Here is a 19,327-nt window from a genome sequence, read left to right as displayed (position 1 = left end):
AAGAGGACGTAAGCTTGCCCCTAATCTCGTGGCATAGCAGCATAGTGAGAATTTACTCCTTCGCTATCACCTATCACGCACCTCCAAGGTCACCATGTCCATAAATCTTGATGAGCTACTGAAAACCGTAGACGACGAACAATCATTCATCGGCTTCATTGAAGCTCTAGGTATGGATTTCGCCGAGGAGCGTTTGCTGGAGGAGACCTCTCCGTCGTCTCCCTATGGACCGGGGGCGTTGGGGTGGGAAAACGGCTCTATTGATACCTTTCTTGATGCTGCCGCAGCGTGGGCGACTGCCAACTCACGCAGTTCCCCTGTGAGTGCCAGTAGATCAAACGTATGGCAACGCTGTGCGGCCATTTTGCTGGCTGGTAAATTTTATGAGTGAGCCCAGCCATTGCTGTTCGAAGGACAACGACCGAACGAAGGCTGCCGGTCGTGTAAGTCCACTATCGACTCATACTGTTTTAAACCGCAGGTCTTGAACTGCTCGGCGGTGTTTTCACACAGCCTGGGTCGTTTTCTGCCTGTCGTGACAGGCAGCAATCGGCCGAAGCTGTGTAAGAATGATTTAGAGCAAGTTAAACGGTCAGAACCAGAACGTTACTGGACAATCGAGACTATAGTCGGCCTGGTAATACGCATTCTGCCTGCCTATTTCTCCATACAGGCCTTCATCATCACCCTAAGCTTGGCGGGGTCTGGCTGCTGATTAAAACGCCCTGCCCAGGTATGTTCGACCTACACCAGCACGGTCAACCAGGCCGACACCAGCAGCAAAAAAGCCAGTGCATGGTTCACGCGTTTGAACGCCTGTGGCGAACCAAAAAACCGAGCACTACCCACGCCGAGCAACGCCCACAGAGTCATGCACGGCAAAGAGACCAACAGGAACACCAGCGACAACAACACCAACCGCATGGTCTTGTCGCCGCCACCGGCAAACACGCTCACCACCGCCACCGCCATCATCCAGACTTTGGGGTTGAGCAATTGCAGGGTGGCGGCACCGAACACGCTCAGGCCCTCGTCGCGCGGGGTAGTCGGGTTCAGGGACGGCGGTGCGCTTTGAAAGATCTGCCAGGCCAGCCAACTCAACCAGAACACCCCGATCCAGACCATCGCCTGCTGCACTCGCGGAAACCGCAGCAGCGTCTCCCCCACGCCGAGCCCGACGGCAAACACAATCAGCGCCGCCGCCACGCATGCGCCAAAAATGATCGGCAGCGTAGCGCCCAGCCCCCACCGCGAACTGTGGCTCAGCACCAGAATATTGGTCGGCCCCGGGGTGATCGAGGCAACGAACGCAAACAGCAGGAAAGGCAACAACGATTCCATGGCTCAGACTCCCTGAGGACACATCGAAGGCGCAGAAAGGAACAGCGAAAAAGACATGGCATGGACTCCTTGATCAGATAGGAAGCCATGGTCGCGGGTCAGCGGGATTCAGTCTGGAAGGTTTGAGCAGCGCTTGCGGTAGTCCGCTGGCGTGAGCTGGTAGGCACGGCGGAACCAGCGCCCCATATGGCTTTGATCGGAGAACCCGAGAGCACTGGCCACCTGCGCCGGCGACTCGCCCCGCGCCAGTAGCTGCCGCGCCTTGGCCAGGCGCAGCTGGATCAGATAAGCATGAGGCGCCAGCCCAAAGGCTGCCTTGAAGGCCCGCGTCAAGCGAAAGCGATCAACACCACAGGCTTGAGCCAGATCATCCAACCCGATGTCCTCGTAGACATGGGCATGCAGATAGTCACGCGCAACCTGGGCCACCAACGGCAGACGCGGATCAAAGGCCTGCCGCTTGCGCCAATCAAGGTGGCAAGTGAGCGACCCCAACAAGGTATCGATGGCGCTCTGGCGCACGATGCGCAAGTCACCCTCATGGAGCACGTGGAAGGCTTGATAAATGGCAGTGGCCAGGCCCGGATCCTGGCTCAGGGTGTCGGCAAAGCCCGGCTGACTATCGGCCGGCGCGTGCTCAAACAACGCATGCAACTCCCGTTCAAGCCAGTGCGGATCGAGGTAGAGCATGGAATAGGTAAACCCTTCCTCGGTCGGCGCATGCCCATCGTGGATTTCCCCCGGCTCCAGCATGAATACCTTGCCCGGCGTACTAAGATGGCGAACGCGTCGGCAATTGAACTGCTGCACCCCCTGTTCGGTGACCCCCACCAGAAAACTGTCATGCCAGTGCGGATCGTAGGCATGCCCCTGAAAATGGGCACGAATCGATTCAATCCCGGTATCGGCATCCTGGGACAGCTCAATCCAGTTGCGTTTATCCACGGAAGGCTCCAGAGGTATGGTTCAGCTTTGAACTGTGCGGGCGACTAAATTACCGCGCTTTTGAAAAGAACGTTTAGAAGATTTGTGCGGTTTGATGCTGAGCCATAGCTGCCTATGCTGAAAGGCAGAAAACGGGTCGATCTCCGTCAGTCGTGATAGGCAGAAAGCGACCAGAAACAGCCTTTCGCGGATAGAAATCGACCAGCAGCCGACCGCGTTTATAGGTAGAGATCGGTCACTTGCTCATCACGAGGGCGATCGCGAGCACAACTACGGAGGCTCATTGAAGGGATCGCCCTTAAACCAAGGGTGTATCAAGGCCAAATCAAATGAAGCCTCAATGATCACCTCTGCCCACCCTCTTAGGGTTGATAAATCCTCAACACCTCGGCAGTAGTTAACGCCTGAAAGCATGCCCCTTGGCTATCGAAACAATCAACAGCGCTGGTAGTAACAATGCCAGCGCTACCCAGGGAATAGCACCTGCCCCCCATGTTTCCAGGAAAATGCCGCCGATCACACCACTGCCTGCAAACGCCAGATTGAAGACGGTCACCAACATTGATTGCGCAATATCAGCGCCGTCACTGGCAACATCAGCCAAGGAGGTTTGCAATAAGGTTGGCGCACCACCGAAGCTCATCCCCCACAGGACGATGCCGATATAGATCGCACTGACGGGCAGCTCACCCAGGCCCAGGGCAAACGAAACCAGGATGAATGCTGTCAGGCTGAGCAGTACCAGACTCCGAAGCCTGTCATCAATCAGCGTGCCGATCATCCATAGACCGAACAAGGCCGCAATACCGAATGAAAGAAGGCCCCGATCTATCTGATCGGCCAATCCAACAGAAGCCAGGAACGCAGCAATATAGGTATAGAGGGTGTAGTGAGCCAGGATCCAGAGCATGACCACCGCCAGCACGGGCCGCACGCCTGGGGTTTGCAGGACCCTGCGTAGCGGCAAGCGTCGATCGGAGCGTTGTCCGGGATAATCAGGCACTTTCAGATATATCCAGGCCATCAGCAAAAGGCTGAGTCCTGAGAGAGTCCCGAACACACAACGCCATCCCAGCAGCTTGCCGAGCCAGGCACCTAGCGGTACGCCTAGGGCAAGTGCCAAAGGGATGCCGAGCATGGCCAGCGCCATTGCGCGACCGTGCTGCTGTGGGGCGACCAATCGTCTGGCATAGCCGGCCAGCAGGCTCCAGGCCAGACCGGTTGCGATACCCACCACGAAGCGGGCAGCCAGCGTCAATGAAAACCAGGGCGACAGGGCGGTCACCGCATTACAGGCGCAAAACACCCCGACAGCCAGTAATAGCACCAAGCGCCGACGCCAGCCCTGCAACGCGAGAGTCAATGGAATAGCCGCTAACCCTGAGCCCAGCGCACATAGGGTCACCATCTGACCAGCCCACGCTTGCGACACACCAAATGCCTCGGCGATTTGCGGCAAAAGTCCTGCTGGCACCGTTTCGTTGGCGGTGGCGATAAAGCTCCCCATTGTCAGCGCCAACAGGGCCGCCAATGGGAGACGCCCAGTAGTGAGGTATTCGGTATTGCCCGATGTCGTGAAAGAGCCATTTTCAAATTGCGATTTGCTGGTCATGACCTGTGCTCAGAGGAATGGGAGACGTGAGTGTGATGAATTGCTACGGATTTGATAATTGGTCTACCATTTGATTAACCATCAAATTTGAATTGAATATGGCTACTGACCGATTGGGCGACATGCGTTTGTTTGTCGAAGCGGCAGCACTCGGCAGCTTGTCTGCCGCAGGGCGCAAACTGGCGCTGTCGCCGGCCGCGGCCAGCGCGCGACTTATCAAGCTTGAGGCGGCGCTGCGCACCAAGTTGTTTGATCGCACAACGCGTCAGTTGCGCCTCACGGAAGAAGGTCGGTTTTATTTGCAGCAATGCTGGGTCGCATTGCGGGCTATCGATGAGGCGGAAGCTGGGCTTCAAGCCAGTCAAACAGAGGTGCGTGGCAAGGTCCGGATATCCGCATCCGCCGATTTTGGCCGCAATCTTTTAAATGACTGGCTTGAGACATTCAGTACATTGCACCCGGAACTGTACGTCGCACTGACGTTGTCGGACTCGGTGTCAAATCTGGTGCAGGACGATGTCGATCTGGCAATCCGGTTTGGACAGCCGCATGACAGCTCGATGATCGCCAGGCAGTTGGCTCCCAACTGGCGAGTACTGTGCGCTTCGCCTGATTATCTGGCGCGATACGGTGAACCCCAAACCCCTACTGACTTGCCTAGCCACAAGTTCATCGTGCTGGTGACGTCTGCAGGTCCATTGAACACCTTTCACTTTGTGGTGGATGGTCAGGAATGGAACCACACCGTTCCCATGAGCCAGGCATGGGAAACCAACGACGGCGCCCTCGCGCGCGCATGGGCGTTGGCTGGACATGGCATCGCACGCAAGACTATTTGGGATGCGGCAGCCGATATCCGTGCTGGACGACTGAAGGTCCTGTTACCTGACTTTTGTGTCCGAGAGGCCGGCGTCTACGCGGTATTACACGGCAATCGTTACCGGATTCCCCGCGTGCGTGTATTGCTGGATTTCCTTACCGACCATTTTGATCGCGCAACCGATGAGCTGTTGTTCGACCTTAAAGTACCTAATGCCTGATGTTAGGAGGTTGTAAGCCACGCCATACCGGATAAGAGTTGCCGTCAAGTGCGCAATGAGGTTGCCTAGGTCGGGGGCAGACAATTTCCAGTAAGTTGAATGGCCCTCTGGTCTCGCAGACACATCTGACTGGCTGCTGGAGTGTCCGCTATGGGTCCAGGCTGTGTAAAAACGCAGGCCTCGTTTTGAAGTCTGTGTCGCTACGTAAAATCTGACCGTGATTGGCAGATCAGTGGTCCTGAAATGTGCGTAGGAACGCGGTTTTCGTTCCGATTCGAACCTTCAAACCTGCTCTAAAACGTTTTTACACAGCCTGGGTCGATTTCTGCCGTTCGTGAAGGGCAGAAATCGACCAGTAGCGGTCGCATTCGACAGGCGAACTTCTGAGCGCCTCGCTTAGATATGCAGCCAAGCCAGCGAACCCAACATGACGCCAACACCCGCGGCCCCAAACGAGAGCCGCTTGAGCCATTCCTTACGCGTCAGCAAGGTAATGGCCGCCAGTGAAATTGCTATTTGAATCGCTGTCATTGCCTGGGCCCAGCGGTGATGCTGATGCAACGCCTGCTCTGACTTCTCGTCCCACTCCCTTGCCCGTTGTTCGAATGCTTCAGCCTTCTTGCGCGCCTCCTCCTTCTGTTCCCCGTACCGCCGCGCCTCAGCAACATAATGGGCGGAATCCAGCCCAGGGAGATGGCTTGCCAGATCCGACAGGTTCTGCCGGCTGGACTTGGCCTGGTAATAATTCCACTCGTTGGCGGCTTCGGTTTTCTGGATAGCGGCGTTGTTTTTGTCCATGGCCGCCTCATTCTCCGTTGAGCCGGCCTGATAGCTCATCAGGGCGCCGACGGTCGCCATGATGGCTGTCATCACCGCAATCTTGCTGGCAAAGCTGTCGCCTTGTGCATGCGCATGATGGGTGGTGTGCTCAATGTGTTGCTCGTGAGGGCTGGGGACTTCGAACTCTTCAGGCATGGGTGTCGATCTTGGAGGTGTTAGTGGAGATGGACAGCATTATGAATTGTCCCTGATTCTTTGGACACAATTGACTGGCAGCCAGTGGTCCAAAGTGTGTAAAAAGCCCCTGATCTCGATAACGCTGTGCAAGACTCTTATTTCGATGGACGTTGAGGTCACAAACGACCTTAGCTCTTAGTACATCTCACCCGTGACGATCACCGTCCACTGGACTCGCGAGGAAGCACATGATCGATGGTTCCGCCGTTTTGACAGTCTTTTTGGTCTACTTGGCCGGCGTCGTTATCCCCGGGCCAAATTTCGTTGCGGTGGTCCATAAAGCGGTGGCTGCTACGCGGTCAGAAGCTCTGGCTTTGGTCGCGGGCATCGTACTGGTCAACTTGTTCTGGTCCACCTGTGCAATTGCAGGTCTCGGGGTTGTATTTGCTGCGCTCCCTTGGGCTGCGCTTGTTGTAAAGGTTCTGGGCGCCGCCTACCTGATGTGGTTCGGATTCCGACTGCTGATCAACGCAGGGAAGAATGCGCTTGGCCCGCTAAATGATGCCGTCGCCGGCAGCTGCCGGCAGTCCTTCATTCAGGGTGTGGTTACCAATATTGGCAACCCCAAGTCCATGGCTTTCTATGCCGCTGTCTTTTCAGCCGCAGCCCCCGCCCACGTTTCGCCAGGCACGTTTTTGTCGATGCTGGCAGTTGTCGTGGTGGTTTCAATGACCTGGTATGGAATGGTCGCAATCGCTCTTTCGCAACCCAAGATCGCTGCCGGGTATCAAGGGAGGAAAAAAGCAATTGATCGACTGTGCGGTGGGTTGATTTTGTCTTTGGGGATTCGCCAACTGGTTTAGCAATCCTCTCCTTTATCCGAGAAGAAGGAGACACACTTCGCGATGTCTTCCCCGCTCCCCTCCCCGGCTGCGTACAGTTCTTCTCGATGGGTCAGGGCCTGGAGCCCACGTCCATTTCGCAGGCCCGCGACAGTGCTTGCGTATCGATATACTCCCGGATGTTCGTCAGCTTTCCATTTCGCACGGTAATGGCGAAGACCCAATCGTCCTCCCACGTTTTATTCGTGGCCTTGATTCTCCCCTTGGCGAAGCCGACGACCAGAACCCGGTCACCCTGCGCCACGTATTCATGGAACTCCATGACAGAGGTTTCCATCTTTTCGGAAGCCTTCTGAAGCAGATCTTCCAATCCCGCGTGCCCGCGATGCGTGCCAGCCAGCGGCCAGTCCTCGCCCGGAATGATCCATTCAATATCTTCGGAAGTCAGCGCCATTAGACCTCGCCTATCGCTGCGGCCCATTGCAGTAAAGAAGTCCTTAACAACCTGAACATTCTTTTGTGTGTTCATCAAAATCTCTCCGCTTCTCTCGCATCTGCTCGCGTCCGTTCTAATCAGATACCTTGTGGACCTGCCGGTGAGGGGCGTGGTGTCGGAGACTCAGCCGATATCGACTTTCAAGGCGATGTCCCAAGTGCCGGCGCCGTTTTTCGCCAGGCCGATCATCATCAGGCCGAGCGCCTCGAGCGTCTGGGCCATGTGCAGGCCACCAACATCCAACGGACGCAGCCCGAGACTTTCGATGAACGTCGAGACGCGCGCCTTGGCCTGCGGGTCGTCGGCGGCGATGAACGCATCGAGGGGGCCTCCCTTGGCAAGGACGTGGCCGAAAAGGGTGTTGAATGCCTTCACGACATGCGCGCTGGCGGGGGCGATCCTGGCGATCTCCTGCGCACCAGAACTGCCGGCGGGAGAGACGAGACCCGTGAGGTCCGGCGAGGCCGTGTTGGTGATGTCGATGATCACCTTGCCGTCGAGCGCGTCCCCGTAATCGGCCACCACCGAGGCCGCACCGGTGTAAGGCACGGCGAGGATGACGATGTCGCCGGCGGGCGCGGCTCCATAGGTTCCTGTGGTCGCTCCTGCTGCGAGCTTGTCAACCAGCGCCTGCGCCTTGGTGGGGTCGCGGCTGACCACCTCGACGGTGTGTCCAGCTTTGGCGGCACGACCGGCAATGGCCGCAGCCATGCCTCCTGAACCGATGATGCTGATAGTGCTCATGTGTAATCTCCAAATGAGTTGGGGTATTGCCCGCAATCTCTGAACGGGCTTCCCCCGGTTGGTATCCCGTGTTGTGCCGGGCTCGTTGCGACCCGGCGAACAGCCTCAGCTCACTCAGGCGGCAGGGAAGTAATGGCCATTGTCCATATCGGCAAACAGGCCCGGCTGCATTGGTGTCCAGCCGAGCATCCGGCGCGTGATATCGCTCGACGCCGGGGTATCCAGCGTCACCAAGTTCGCGAGGAAGCCGAAGAAACCCGGCCCCATCATTACGTCCGCAGGAATGGGCACGACGGGAAGGTTCAGACGGCTGCCAATGGCCTGCGCGATCTCGCGGTACGGGATAGCCCCTTCGGCAACCGCATGCCAGGATCTGCCAGCGGGCCCCTTCTCCAGCGCCAGGCGGAACAGGGTAGCGAGGTCGCGGGCATGCACTGCCGCCCACCGGTTGGAGCCGTCGCCGGGGAAGCCAACGACGCCCTTTTCCTTTGCTTGCCCGATTAGGACCTGAAGGAAACCGGCCTTGTCGGTTGAGCTGTGCATGATTTCAGAAATGCGCACGACCGAAGACCGCACGCCCCGCTCAGCGAGACCGATTACAGTCAGCTCCACGATGTTACGAACCCGCAGGGAGCCCTTATATTGATCGCCAGCCGGAGAAAGAGCCGGATCCTCCTCGGTCGCCGGTCGGCTCTGGAGCGGCCCAGGAACCGGCCAGCCCTCGTTAGTCGGCGAACCGATGCTGCCCGACACGACCAGCGGCTTTCCCGTTCCAGCCAGTGCATCACCGTATGCGAGCATGATCTGGACCTCCGCTGCGGCAACAGCGTCGATCCCGCCGACCGGAAGCAGGTCTTGTCGGTGCGCGACGTGGATTACGCCGTCGGCGGCTGCAGCCGCCTCCTTGAGCCCCTCGAGATCATCGAGATCACCGCGACGCACCTTTGCTCCGAGCGCAGTGATCGCCTCCGCCGCGCTGTCTGACCGGGCCAAAGCGGTGACCTCGTGGCCGGCAGCGATGAGGTCGGAGATGATGTATGGACCGGAATGGCCGGTCCCGCCAGTTACGAAAACGCGCATGTTGGTGTTCCTTGTAAGTGGGATAAAAAATGGTGCTGCGGGTGCGGTCAGCCGAGAAGGCTGACGCCGATTGAGAAGTGCGTGTGCTTGACGGAGTGGGCAATGAGGCCCAGCGAAAGCAGGCAGGCGTGCTCCAACGTTCGCGCCATGAGTAACGGCCCGGTGTCCATCGGGCGTAATCCGAGGCTCTCGATGAATGCCGAGACGCGTGCCTTCGCCTGCGCGTCGTCTCCAGCGATGAACACGTCCAACGGGTGGCCCTCGACAGGAGCGGCAGCCAGGACGTGGGAGAAATGGGTGTTGAACGCCTTGATGACTTCGGCGTCGGCTGGGGCTGCTTTGGCGATTTCCTGCGCGCCGAAACTATTCTCAGGAGTCACAAAGCTTGTGAAGTCGGGGGCGACGGGGTTGGTGATGTCGACAAGAAGCTTGCCTGCCAATTCTTCGCCGTACTGCTTCACCACGTCGAGAACGACTGAATAGGGAACCGCCAGAATGACAATATCCCCGGCCGGCGCGGCGCCGAACGTTCCTGTCGTCGCGCCGGCTCCGATCTGCTCGGCCAGCGCCCGCGCCTTGGTGGCGTCACGACTCATCACCTCGACGGTGTGTCCGGCTTGGGCGGCAAGGCCGCCGATCGCTGCGGCCATTCCACCTGAGCCGATGATGCTGATAGTGCTCATGCGCAGTTTCCTTGCAGGTATGGGGGTTGATCATTCCATGGCTGCTGGTGCGATCCGGCGAACTCATTCAACGTGCGATCCATGCTGGTCGCTTTACTTGCAAATTGCAAGTGATCTATGGAATTTTACTTGCGACATGCAAGCGATGCTAAGATCCAGCCATGAAGACAACTCTTAAAGAAGACTTTCGATCCCATTGCGCGGTGAACTACGGCGTGGAGATTTTTGGCGACCGGTGGTCGCTCTTGATCATTCGCGACATCGTTTTTGTTGGAAAGAAGACGTATGGCCAGTTTCTGAAATCGGAAGAGGGAATCGCGACCAATGTTCTTGCTTCCCGACTTGCCTTTCTTGAGGAGCAAGGCGTTCTCTCGAAGGCGCCCAGCCCCGACGACAGACGCAAGGACTTTTACACGTTGACCGAGAAGGGCCTGGACCTCATTCCCATCGTGATCAACATTGTGCTCTGGAGCGCGAAGCATGATTCGAAGTCGTACGTGCGGCGCCACGAGGACTTAGTTGCTCGATTAAGTCAAAACCCCATGCAGGTGAGCGAGGAAGTGAAGGCGCTGGTCCGCAATGGCGGGTGCCTCTTTCCTGAGAGCGGGGGATGAACAAGGCAGCGAACGCGCCCTGTCACAGCGCGCAAATGAGTTGGTATCGGTTCCGATGACTCAGGTCCGAGGGCTCGCGACCATTTCCGAGGCCCGCGCCAATGCTTGCGTGTCGACGTACTCCCGGATGTTCGTCAGCTTGCCATTGCGAACAGTGATGGCGAAGACAAAATGGTCCTCAAACGTCCTGTTCGTGGTTTTGACTTTCCCCGTAGCAAAGCCGACGACCAGGACCCGGTCTCCCTGCGCTACGAACTCGGGGGGCTGCGGGGAGGAAACTTCCATCTCTGCGCAAGCCTTCTGAAGCACGTTTGCCAATCCCGCGTGCCCGCGGTGCGTGCCGGCCAGCGGCCACCCCTCTCCCGGAATGATCCACTCGATATCTTCGGCAGACAACGCCAGCAGACCTTGCCTATCGCCGCTGCCCATTGCTGCAAAAAAGTCCTTCACAATCTGGATATTCTCTTGATTGCTCATAAAGACTTCTCCCTTGCTCTTACAAAGGATCGCGTAGTGTCCGTCATTCAGCGGGGGACGAGGCCGAGTTGTTGCTGCATCGCAGAAGCCTCGTTGTAGCAATGGAAAGATTTGACCTTCCCGCCTTCGAGGTGGAAAACATCGCATGACGGGACATCTATCTTCTTGCCCGTGGGAGCTAGCGTCCCTGAAGCAAGTGGCAGATCACCCTTGTGCGTTCCCCGAATCGCGAGTTCGACAACGACGACGTCTCCCGCGACATGGACGTTGAATATCTCACGGTGGACATCGGGGAACGCACTGACCATACCCGCGATAGACTCACCAATGGCCTTGCCGCGAAACTTCATGCCGGATGCCATATCCCACATGTAGCCTTCCTCAGAGAACATGGAAACAAACTTCTCGATATCCGTTCCCTGCCCTTCCGCGGCGGCGCAGAGTTCTCTGATTATTCTTTCATTATCAAGCATCATCATTCCTCTCCTTCATTATTGAGCACTTACCAACTCGTATAAGTTGTGGCCAGGACCGCACCAACATTTACGATCGCGATTCATCAGCCGAACTTGACCAAGTCCTTGAAGATCAGTTGACCCCAGGTATTTCCGCGCGCCTGCACAAGCAGTCCACCTTCCGAAAGCCCGCCCAGTTTGATCGGCGAGAAACCGAGATTTTCTGCAAGCGCACCCACTTCCGTTGCGGCGCCGTCATCGTCGCTCGCCAGGAACACGACTCTCCTGCCACCCTGTACGGCCGGATCCTGGCCAAGGACGGCGGCGCCCAAATGGTTGAAGCCCTTGACCAGTCGTCCACCAGTAAAGGCCTGCGCGACGACTCTGGAAGATGGCTCTCCTCCCAGTTCTTCAGGGGACACGCCGTAGGCATTGGTCACATCGATGATGGTCTTCCCCTTCCAGGTCGGCAACGCCTTAGCGACATCCGGGTGCGACTCGAAACGGACAGCCAGAAAGACGATGTCCGCCTTGACCGCGTCCGCCAGTTTTTTGGGAATGATCTGAGGTCCGATCGCTGCTGCGACGGATGCAAAGCTTTCCGGGGCGCGCGTGGTTGCAACGGCTACTTCGATGCCGTTGCGGGCAAACGCCTTGGCCAGGGCCTGGCCGATATTGCCGAAACCGATGATTGCGTAGCTCATATATTCTCCTCAGGTTTACCACGCCCGGCGGCGCCAAATAGCGGACCGGGCGTGGCGAGTCAGATTTGCGCCAGGCCGCCGTCGACGGCGACCTCGCTGGCGGTCATGAAGCTGCTGTCCTGCGACGCGAGAAAGGCAGCCACCGCTCCGATCTCCGCTGGATCGGCCATGCGCTGGAGCGGATTCATCGAGGCGAAGACCTTCATGCCCTCCTCGCCTAGCGCGGCCTTCGCGAGTTCGGTCGCCGTCGGCCCGGGCGACAGCACGTTTACCCGGATGCCGGTGCCCTTCAAGTCCTCCGCCCAGGTCCGCGCGAGGTTGCGCACTGCCGCCTTGCTCGCGCTGTAGACGCTGAATGCCGGGGCGCCCGTGGTGCCGGCGCTCGACCCGGTCAGGATGATCGAACCGCCCTGGCCCATCAGCGGCAGCGCCTTCTGGACCGTGAAGATCGTCCCCTTCACATTGGTTTCGAAGGTTTCGTCAATGTGCTCGGCAGTGAGCTTGCCGAGCGGAAGCGGGCCTCCCGCCCCGGCATTGGCGAAAACGATGTCGAGGGTTCCGCGCTCGGCCTTCACCGCCGCGTAGAGTCGGTCGAGGTCGGCCTCATCGGAGACCGAGCCCTTCACCGCGCGGGCATTGGGCCCAAGTTCGGCCACAGCGGCGTCAAGCGCTTCCTGCCGGCGGCCAAAGATGAAGACGAAGGCGCCCTCCTCGATGAAGCGTTTTGCAGCGGCGAGGCCGATGCCCGTAGCGCCACCGGTGATCACAGCGGTCTTTCCATTCAGTCTGGTCATGTCGTACATCCTTCCTAAGCGTTGTATGGAAGCAGGGAGCTGCTTGCTTGAGAACGACTATGAGGATCTAATAACCTAACGACAAGTATGCACTTTTAGGTAAGTACCCAATATGACCACACCTTCTGAAACCTGCGACCCCGGCTGCGGGCTAAACGCCACGCTGCGCATCATCTCGGGCAAGTGGAAACCGCTGGTCCTGTTTTTCCTGCGCGACGGCCCAAAGCGCTATGGCGAACTCAAGCGTTTGATCCCTGGCGTCAGTGACAAGGTGCTGATCCAGCAATTGAAGGATTTGGAGGCCGATCACGTGCTGGCGCGGACCGACTACAAGGAAGTGCCGCCGCGCGTGGATTACACGCTGACCCCGCTCGGTCGCAGCCTGGCTGACGCGATCATCCCGCTGTGCACCTGGGGAACCGAGAACATGGCGGAAGTGGCAAGCATCTTCGCCAAGCGCGACACGCTGCCCTAGCGGGATGTGGCTCGGCATATTGCAGCGACACCGGAGTACATGCGCTCTCGCCACGAACGCAAGAATCTTGAAATGTTGTTTGCCCACCTCAAGCGCATCTTGAAAGTGGATCGTTTACGACTACGTGGCATGAGTGGCGCAACCGATGAGTTCACGCTGGCCGCCGCAGTGCAGAACCTGCGCCGGCTGGCCAAACTTTTACCGCAAGGGCCACCGGTCACGGGATAGGTGCGCCTGCACCAAGTAATAAATCTCAAATTGACCCAATCCACTAGATAACAAACCTCAAAGAGGCCGAACAATGAGGTCGTCGGCTATTTAAGCCGCGGGGTCCTAGAACTTTTCTCTTTTTATCGGTCTATGTGGACAGGCACATCCTCGGTAAGCGCGACCTCGCAGGCTTCCCGCAGTCAGATGGCCACACGTCCATTGTCAATCAGAGGTTGTCTTCGCTCATGAAATTCCATGACCCACGGATGGTGCTCTTCGGCCTGTTCGCGTTCGCGGCAATGGGCTCCGCATCAGCAACACAAATGAAGACCTCAACCCCTGTTTTCGCAACTGAAGTGGCAGCCGTTCAGGCTCCGGTCGAGGCCGCCGGTAACCCTTGGCCAACCTTGGCCAGTACGGCCGGCAAACAGCCAGGCCCCTTGCTGGCCCATGACGACCGATACTGGCATGACGGCCGTTGGCACGATCGTAGAGACGATTGGCGCCGAGACGAATGGCGTAGAGAACAGTGGCGCAGAGAGCAAGCCCGTCGAGAAGCTGAACGCCATCGTTATTGGGAGCGCCACGATGATCGGCCCATGCGGCACCGCTACGAGGACGATCACCGCTACTATCGTCGCTAGCCTGAGAATAGATATCGATGATGCCTTGGGAATGGCGGAACAGACGGAAGTCTGACAATTGATGTGACGCGACGGTCGAAGCTGGACCGTCGCCGACCCGCCAGAAGACACTCAGAAACTCATCCGTGTACCAGATAGGCTCCCAACGGAACCCGATGCCGTAGCTTCTTGCATTTGCCCGGTGGGGGCTGATGCCCGGGCGGACGATCAGGAAACCAGATTCGGCATTTACCCGGAGGCGGCCAATGGCCACGGGGAATCTCAACACCATCGTACGCGGGCGCTGGCTCGGCGGAAGCCGATTGCAATTCTCCTTCGGGCATTGCGCGAGCGAAGTTGCCAGCATCGCGCCCAGTATCCGGAGCGGCTTGTTCAGCAGCGGCCATTTCTGCTTCGCGCAGCCTTTGGGCCTCCTCTTCAAGCCCCTTCTGTACTGCGACCTGGTCCTCTTTGGCGTTGGGTGAGGTGCTCGATGCGGTGGCCTGCTGCGCCGCCTGGATCAATTGGAAGTTGCGGTTGCGTAACGCTACGTTGCTACCAACTCTCATGTTCGAGCGCACCGCCAACGTTTCAGCCTGTTGGTACTGCCCCTGCTGAAGACGCAACACACCGAGATAATGCAGCGTCGCGGGATTGTTCGGCTGGATATGCAGAGCACGCTCCAGCGTGGCAGCGGCTTGGTCCAACTGGCCATCTCCATACTGCCGCGATGCGGTTTCGATCAGGGTGGTTGATGCGCTGTTGCTTTGCGAGGGAGCCCTTCGCTCGGCAGCAACCGAACAAAGCGACGTGACGACGCAGAACGCCAGGAGGAGGCTCGGCAGAGAAATCTTGGTTGGCATCAGGGGGCGGACTCAGCTGATCTCGGACGGCACTGTCGTAAAACAGGCCACCAGCACTGCTCGGCATCTGCGACACAGGGCCCCCATTGACCTGACCAGTACCCTGAAGTTCCCGCCGCAACCGCCACTGCAGACGGAGTGGAATCCGCGGGCCACCGCAACCGGTATCAATTTTTACCTGAAATTTTAAGCTGGTATCATTCAAGCACTGACAAACCGAGCAGAAAATATGAATCGTCGTAAAAAAATAAATCAGTTATTAAAGGCTAACGCCAAAAAGGCCAGCGCCAAACTGGCACCGAAAAGCAAGACTAAATACATTAGTAAAGCTGACCGATTGAAGCTGGCGGCTGAAGCCGGTCAGGACTCAATCACTTGCGCTGAGAGCTGATCTACCTAGCCTTCGCGACCGACCGCTTCCGCCCCAGAGCCCACTTCCCTGCCCAACCGATCTGACAGATCGCGCGGACGCCAAAACTGCTACAGCGGTTTTTTGTTGAGCTGCAGCAGTTCCCGCACCACGAGTTTACAAACTTGCTTCTTTGTAGGATGACTGAAGAAACTCTGCTATCAGCGATGTGATCTGCTGCTGAATCACCCCACGTGAGCGACCGCCGTCGCCATCCAGGCAAATGATGCCATCGCCTGGTACATCGTCTTCGAGCAGTTTCTGCGCGCCAGGTTTGCACATCGACAAGAAGCTGAAATGGCTTGCGTCGCTGATTTCGACGTAACGGCTTGTCGCCGCAGGCAAGCGTTTGGCCAGGTTGGCAGACTCCAACTCAGCAGGAAGCTCGCGCGACGGTACACCGGCAGCGATCACCAGCGTTGGTACCGGCAGCGCCGCCAGGCTTTCATCGGTCAGGCCCCGTGAAAGGCCCAGGTCCAATGTGACCACAGCAGTGACGCGTTTATCGCGCAAATCGGCGGCCAACGCGGCCTTTGATTTTGAGGTGCTTGCAGGGTTTATCGTTTCGTAGACGGTGCAACTCGCTAACTGCGGGTGAGCTTTGCAGTCAAGGGCGAAGCGGTCTGGATCGAAACGAGCGCCGGCTATCTCCAGGGCGGTCCAGCCGCCGAGTGAATGGCCCACTACTGCAATTCGGTCATTGGCGACCAAGCCGAATTTTTCTGGTTGAGTCGTGACCGCATCTATGGCTCGGCGTAAATCAACCGGGCGCTGCCATAACTGCGCCGCCGCTTGAGGGCTACGGTCATGAGTGGTGGTGCCAGGGTGATTGATTGCGGCGACGATGTACCCCCTATGAGCCAGAGCACTGGCAAGCCAGATCTGGTTGCTCCAGTTCCCCCTGTATCCGTGGGAGAGCACCAACAAGGGATGCTTGCCAGCAGCGGGCGGCGCGTTACGAACGGCAGAAGCACCGACAAACACCACATCATCGCCGATCAATTGCGTGGCGGCGGTAGTCGCACTGGGGTACCAAACGACCATCTCCAGTGAGCGGTCACTGTGCGGGTCCGCCAGTGTGGAAGATTGGAAGCCGACAGGGTTCTCGTCAGCGAGTGCGAGAGGAGTCAGGCAGATCAACAACAGGGCGCCAAAAGCTATTTTCAATGTCGTTTCTTCCTTGATTGGACAAGTGCACAGCAACCTGAATCCGCCGTCAGGCGCATCCACCTTCGTACGGAGTCGAAGCTAACGTGGCTGCATAGTGAGCATGGACATTAAAGCCCACAATCGAATCCACGGGCATAAATTTCATCGTTAACTCTGTTCGCGGTCTTTTAGAGAGAAGGCTGAACGTCCGCTTTCCCGCGGGTCTTGCCTAGTGGAAGGCAGTCACCACCCGCTAAGCATCCTGCAATTTCTCACGCAGAAACTCGATGAACCGTTGGGTTTTCGCCGGTAACAGTCGCGTCTCGGTGAGGGCATAAACCGAGACGGGCGGAGCCTGCCACAGCGGCAAGACTCTGCGCAGCGTGCCATCGGCGAGGTCTACCTGTGGGAGCAGCGCACCGCCGCTCCCACAGGGATGAGTCGCTACATCTCAACCTGCGTACCCAGCTCAATCACACGATTGAGCGGCAAATTGAAGTATTTGAGGTTGCTGTTGGCGTTCTTCAGCAAGAACGCGAACAGGGTCTCGCGCCAACGGGCCATGCCGATACGCTTGGTCGGGACGACCGTCTCGCGGCTGAGGAAATAGGTGGTGCGCATCGGACTGAAATCCAGCTCTTTCAAATGGCACAGACTCAACGCCAGCGGCACATCGGGCTCCTCTATAAAGCCGAAGTGCAGACTGACCCGGAAGAACCCTTCGCCAAAAGACTCGATCTCGAACCGCTGATCCGCAGGCACACGCGGGCGGTCTTCAGACACCACGGTGAGCAACACCACCTGCTCGTGCAGCACCTGGTTATGCAACAGGTTGTGCAACAGGGCATGGGGGACAGCATCGGATCTGGCCGTCAGAAATACCGCCGTACCCTGCACACGATGGGGTGGTTGCGCGCGAATGCTGCTGATGAACAACGGCAGCGGCAGAGCAGTTTCGTCCAGTCGCTCGACAATGATCTTGCGGCCGCGCTTCCAGGTGGTCATCAAAATGAACAGGGCAATACCGGCGATTACCGGGAACGCACCACCCTGGAAGATCTTCGATATGTTGGCGGCGAAGTACAGACTGTCGACCACGAGAAAACCCAACAGCATCGGAATCGCCAACCAGCGCGGTGTTTTCCACAGCAGCAGGACCACGGCCGAGGACAGGATGGTCGTGATCAACATGGTCCCCGTCACCGCCACGCCATACGCCGCCGCCAGCGCACTGGACGACTCGAAGCCGATGACCAGCAACACGACGCCGACCATCAGCGCCCAGTTCACGAGGCCGATGTAAATCTGCCCCTGCTCCTGACTGGAGGTGTGCTGGATAAACATACGCGGCACGTAACCCAGCTGAATAGCCTGGCGAGTCAGTGAGAACGCCCCGGAAATCACCGCCTGGGAGGCGATGATGGTGGCCAGTGTCGACAGCGCGACCATCGGCAGCAGCGCCCAGTCGGGTGCCAATAGATAGAATGGGTTGCGTACCGCTTCCGGGTTCCCGAGGATCAACGCCCCCTGGCCAAAGTAATTGAGCACCAGGCCAGGCAGCACCAGCATGAACCAGGCACGGGCAATCGGTTTGCGACCGAAATGGCCCATGTCGGCATACAGCGCTTCAGCACCGGTCAATGCCAATACCACGGCGCCCAAAATGGCGATGCCAATGCCCGGATGAACCACGAAGAATCGCACCGCCCAAGCAGGATTGAGCGCTTGCAGCACTTCCGGGCGTTGCAGAATGCCGAATGTACCGAGAATGCCCAACACCACGAACCACAGCACCATGACCGGGCCGAACAGGATGCCGATACGCGCCGTGCCATGTTTCTGGATCAGGAACAGTGCTACCAGAACGATAACGGACAGCGGAACGACCCAATGCCCGATGCCCTCGAACGCAAGTTGCAGACCTTCAACCGCGGAGAGCACCGAAATGGCCGGGGTGATCATACTGTCCCCGTAAAACAGTGCCGCGCCAAACAGCCCGAGCAACACCAGGTTCCGGCTCATTTTCGGATAAGGCGCCGAGGCCCGGCGTGCCAGTGCCGTCAAGGCCATGATGCCGCCCTCGCCCTGGTTGTTGGCGCGCAGTATAAACAGCACGTACTTGATCGAGACGACCCAGATCAGCGACCAGAAAATCAACGACAGAATGCCCAGTACACCGTCCTGATTGGCCTGGACGCCATAGTGGCCGGCGAACACTTCCTTGAGGGTGTAAAGCGGGCTGGTACCAATGTCCCCATAAACCACGCCGACCGCGGCGACGAGCAAGCCCACTCCTGATGTTTTGGCGTGGGAGTTTTCATGGGCGGGGATCGCTGTTTCGCTCACGGGTAGCTTCTCTGAGATTGAAGGAAATAAATGGCATGCCACCTTCGAGCAAGAGGGTTTGCGGGGCTACCGGGTAAACATTGGAACTCAGCCATGAAACCCCACGGCTTGATAATGAGATTAGTCCATGGGTGTCATGCCGTTCGTTCAGGTGACCTGGAGAGTTTGCAGGCCTGTCGACGTTCAAAAAAACGCGGCAAGTATCCTCGCAAGGGAAAACACCTACCGTAAAGAAAGCGTAAAAATGTACGGGCAGCAGCGAGCGAATTTCGATCAAGCTTCTTGTGCGCGACCAAAAATAGTCCTTAATTAGAGGCAAGGTTCTTTCCGGGACCTCGCCACATCGCTATATCCTGTGTTTCAACCCGAATCACCTGAATCGAGTGCCAAGGCACCACCAGCATGGAGTTTGCGAATGAGCCAAGGGCCTGTCCATGAGGACGACACCGCTATTGGACCTACCTGTAC

The 19,327-nt window shown here is 57.9% G+C and carries 22 protein-coding genes and 2 pseudogenes; 8 read left to right on the top strand and 16 right to left on the bottom strand.

What is annotated here, in order from left to right; genetic code table 11:
* The first annotated feature begins 94 nt into the window (after positions 1 to 94).
* The gene (locus F475_RS06215) at positions 95 to 391 is read left to right on the top strand and encodes a hypothetical protein (protein WP_111453441.1); all 297 of its coding nucleotides are present in this window, start codon (positions 95 to 97) and stop codon (positions 389 to 391) included.
* 353 nt (positions 392 to 744) lie between these two features.
* Here F475_RS06215 and F475_RS06210 read toward each other — a convergent pair whose 3' ends face one another.
* The 3 genes from F475_RS06210 to F475_RS06200 all read right to left on the bottom strand — a co-directional run bounded on the left by F475_RS06210 (position 745) and on the right by F475_RS06200 (position 3,898).
* The gene (locus F475_RS06210; RefSeq protein ID WP_111453440.1) at positions 745 to 1,341 is read right to left on the bottom strand and encodes a LysE family translocator; all 597 of its coding nucleotides are present in this window, start codon (positions 1,339 to 1,341) and stop codon (positions 745 to 747) included.
* A 108-nt stretch (positions 1,342 to 1,449) separates the two neighbouring features.
* The gene (locus F475_RS06205; protein WP_019579480.1) at positions 1,450 to 2,286 is read right to left on the bottom strand and encodes an AraC family transcriptional regulator; all 837 of its coding nucleotides are present in this window, start codon (positions 2,284 to 2,286) and stop codon (positions 1,450 to 1,452) included.
* Between the two features lie 397 nt (positions 2,287 to 2,683).
* The gene (locus tag F475_RS06200; protein ID WP_064618398.1) at positions 2,684 to 3,898 is read right to left on the bottom strand and encodes an MFS transporter; all 1,215 of its coding nucleotides are present in this window, start codon (positions 3,896 to 3,898) and stop codon (positions 2,684 to 2,686) included.
* Between the two features lie 98 nt (positions 3,899 to 3,996).
* Here F475_RS06200 and F475_RS06195 point away from each other — a divergent pair, with 98 nt between their 5' ends.
* Positions 3,997 to 4,938 carry a LysR family transcriptional regulator gene (locus F475_RS06195; RefSeq protein WP_064618400.1) on the top strand — a complete coding sequence of 314 codons (942 nt, stop codon included), beginning with the start codon at positions 3,997 to 3,999 and terminating at the stop codon, positions 4,936 to 4,938.
* 396 nt (positions 4,939 to 5,334) lie between these two features.
* On the opposite strand, the gene F475_RS06190 is transcribed toward F475_RS06195, so the two are convergent.
* The gene (locus F475_RS06190) at positions 5,335 to 5,913 is read right to left on the bottom strand and encodes a DUF4337 domain-containing protein (RefSeq protein ID WP_018930261.1); all 579 of its coding nucleotides are present in this window, start codon (positions 5,911 to 5,913) and stop codon (positions 5,335 to 5,337) included.
* Between the two features lie 230 nt (positions 5,914 to 6,143).
* Here F475_RS06190 and F475_RS06185 point away from each other — a divergent pair, with 230 nt between their 5' ends.
* Positions 6,144 to 6,758, top strand: coding sequence for a LysE family translocator (locus F475_RS06185; RefSeq protein ID WP_111453439.1), 615 nt, complete (start codon positions 6,144 to 6,146; stop codon positions 6,756 to 6,758).
* A 91-nt stretch (positions 6,759 to 6,849) separates the two neighbouring features.
* Here the strand turns inward: F475_RS06185 and F475_RS06180 are convergent, their stop codons facing one another.
* From F475_RS06180 to F475_RS06165, 4 genes are all read right to left on the bottom strand, one after another.
* On the bottom strand, positions 6,850 to 7,266 hold the full coding sequence (locus F475_RS06180) for a nuclear transport factor 2 family protein (RefSeq protein ID WP_086946188.1): 417 nt from the start codon (positions 7,264 to 7,266) through the stop codon (positions 6,850 to 6,852).
* A 90-nt stretch (positions 7,267 to 7,356) separates the two neighbouring features.
* Positions 7,357 to 7,977 carry an NADPH-dependent F420 reductase gene (locus F475_RS06175; protein ID WP_111453438.1) on the bottom strand — a complete coding sequence of 207 codons (621 nt, stop codon included), beginning with the start codon at positions 7,975 to 7,977 and terminating at the stop codon, positions 7,357 to 7,359.
* A 114-nt stretch (positions 7,978 to 8,091) separates the two neighbouring features.
* Entirely contained in the window at positions 8,092 to 9,057 is a 966-nt protein-coding gene (locus F475_RS06170) for an SDR family oxidoreductase (protein WP_018930257.1), read from the bottom strand.
* 47 nt (positions 9,058 to 9,104) lie between these two features.
* Positions 9,105 to 9,740: an NADPH-dependent F420 reductase gene (locus tag F475_RS06165; RefSeq protein ID WP_018930256.1), complete on the bottom strand. Its 636-nt coding sequence runs from the start codon at positions 9,738 to 9,740 to the stop codon at positions 9,105 to 9,107.
* 161 nt (positions 9,741 to 9,901) lie between these two features.
* Here F475_RS06165 and F475_RS06160 point away from each other — a divergent pair, with 161 nt between their 5' ends.
* Positions 9,902 to 10,354, top strand: coding sequence for a helix-turn-helix domain-containing protein (locus F475_RS06160; RefSeq protein ID WP_018930255.1), 453 nt, complete (start codon positions 9,902 to 9,904; stop codon positions 10,352 to 10,354).
* Positions 10,355 to 10,414: 60 nt separating this feature from the next.
* On the opposite strand, the gene F475_RS06155 is transcribed toward F475_RS06160, so the two are convergent.
* The 4 genes from F475_RS06155 to F475_RS06140 all read right to left on the bottom strand — a co-directional run bounded on the left by F475_RS06155 (position 10,415) and on the right by F475_RS06140 (position 12,784).
* Positions 10,415 to 10,831, bottom strand: coding sequence for a nuclear transport factor 2 family protein (locus tag F475_RS06155; protein WP_111453437.1), 417 nt, complete (start codon positions 10,829 to 10,831; stop codon positions 10,415 to 10,417).
* A 47-nt stretch (positions 10,832 to 10,878) separates the two neighbouring features.
* Positions 10,879 to 11,307 carry an ester cyclase gene (locus tag F475_RS06150; RefSeq protein ID WP_230139440.1) on the bottom strand — a complete coding sequence of 143 codons (429 nt, stop codon included), beginning with the start codon at positions 11,305 to 11,307 and terminating at the stop codon, positions 10,879 to 10,881.
* Positions 11,308 to 11,390: 83 nt separating this feature from the next.
* A complete protein-coding gene (locus F475_RS06145) occupies positions 11,391 to 11,990 on the bottom strand; it encodes an NADPH-dependent F420 reductase (RefSeq protein ID WP_018930254.1) in 600 nt (199 codons plus the stop codon).
* A 59-nt stretch (positions 11,991 to 12,049) separates the two neighbouring features.
* The gene (locus tag F475_RS06140) at positions 12,050 to 12,784 is read right to left on the bottom strand and encodes an SDR family NAD(P)-dependent oxidoreductase (RefSeq protein WP_018930253.1); all 735 of its coding nucleotides are present in this window, start codon (positions 12,782 to 12,784) and stop codon (positions 12,050 to 12,052) included.
* A gap of 112 nt (positions 12,785 to 12,896) precedes the next feature.
* On the opposite strand from F475_RS06140, the gene F475_RS06135 reads away from it, so the two are divergent.
* The 3 genes and pseudogenes from F475_RS06135 to F475_RS30640 all read left to right on the top strand — a co-directional run bounded on the left by F475_RS06135 (position 12,897) and on the right by F475_RS30640 (position 14,113).
* A complete protein-coding gene (locus F475_RS06135) occupies positions 12,897 to 13,259 on the top strand; it encodes a helix-turn-helix domain-containing protein (protein WP_018930252.1) in 363 nt (120 codons plus the stop codon).
* A pseudogene (locus F475_RS06130) lies at positions 13,260 to 13,487 on the top strand (transposase); the annotation flags it as partial.
* Positions 13,488 to 13,714: 227 nt separating this feature from the next.
* The gene (locus F475_RS30640) at positions 13,715 to 14,113 is read left to right on the top strand and encodes a hypothetical protein (protein ID WP_245220381.1); all 399 of its coding nucleotides are present in this window, start codon (positions 13,715 to 13,717) and stop codon (positions 14,111 to 14,113) included.
* A gap of 119 nt (positions 14,114 to 14,232) precedes the next feature.
* On the opposite strand, the gene F475_RS06120 is transcribed toward F475_RS30640, so the two are convergent.
* Complete coding sequence (locus F475_RS06120) at positions 14,233 to 14,955, bottom strand: tetratricopeptide repeat protein (protein WP_177431092.1); 723 nt, start codon at positions 14,953 to 14,955, stop codon at positions 14,233 to 14,235.
* 229 nt (positions 14,956 to 15,184) lie between these two features.
* On the opposite strand from F475_RS06120, the gene F475_RS06110 reads away from it, so the two are divergent.
* On the top strand, positions 15,185 to 15,346 hold the full coding sequence (locus tag F475_RS06110; protein WP_018930247.1) for a DUF2986 domain-containing protein: 162 nt from the start codon (positions 15,185 to 15,187) through the stop codon (positions 15,344 to 15,346).
* 135 nt (positions 15,347 to 15,481) lie between these two features.
* Here F475_RS06110 and F475_RS06105 read toward each other — a convergent pair whose 3' ends face one another.
* From F475_RS06105 to F475_RS06095, 3 genes and pseudogenes are all read right to left on the bottom strand, one after another.
* Entirely contained in the window at positions 15,482 to 16,531 is a 1,050-nt protein-coding gene (locus F475_RS06105; RefSeq protein WP_111453435.1) for an alpha/beta fold hydrolase, read from the bottom strand.
* Between the two features lie 235 nt (positions 16,532 to 16,766).
* A pseudogene (locus F475_RS30635) lies at positions 16,767 to 16,937 on the bottom strand (LysR family transcriptional regulator); the annotation flags it as partial.
* A 20-nt stretch (positions 16,938 to 16,957) separates the two neighbouring features.
* On the bottom strand, positions 16,958 to 18,859 hold the full coding sequence (locus tag F475_RS06095) for a potassium transporter Kup (RefSeq protein WP_050563969.1): 1,902 nt from the start codon (positions 18,857 to 18,859) through the stop codon (positions 16,958 to 16,960).
* Positions 18,860 to 19,327 lie beyond the last annotated feature (468 nt).

It is taken from the genome of Pseudomonas sp. URMO17WK12:I6, from assembly GCF_003253625.1.
Taxonomy (GTDB): Bacteria; Pseudomonadota; Gammaproteobacteria; order Pseudomonadales; family Pseudomonadaceae; genus Aquipseudomonas.
This window is presented reverse-complemented; position numbering and strand designations above follow the sequence as displayed.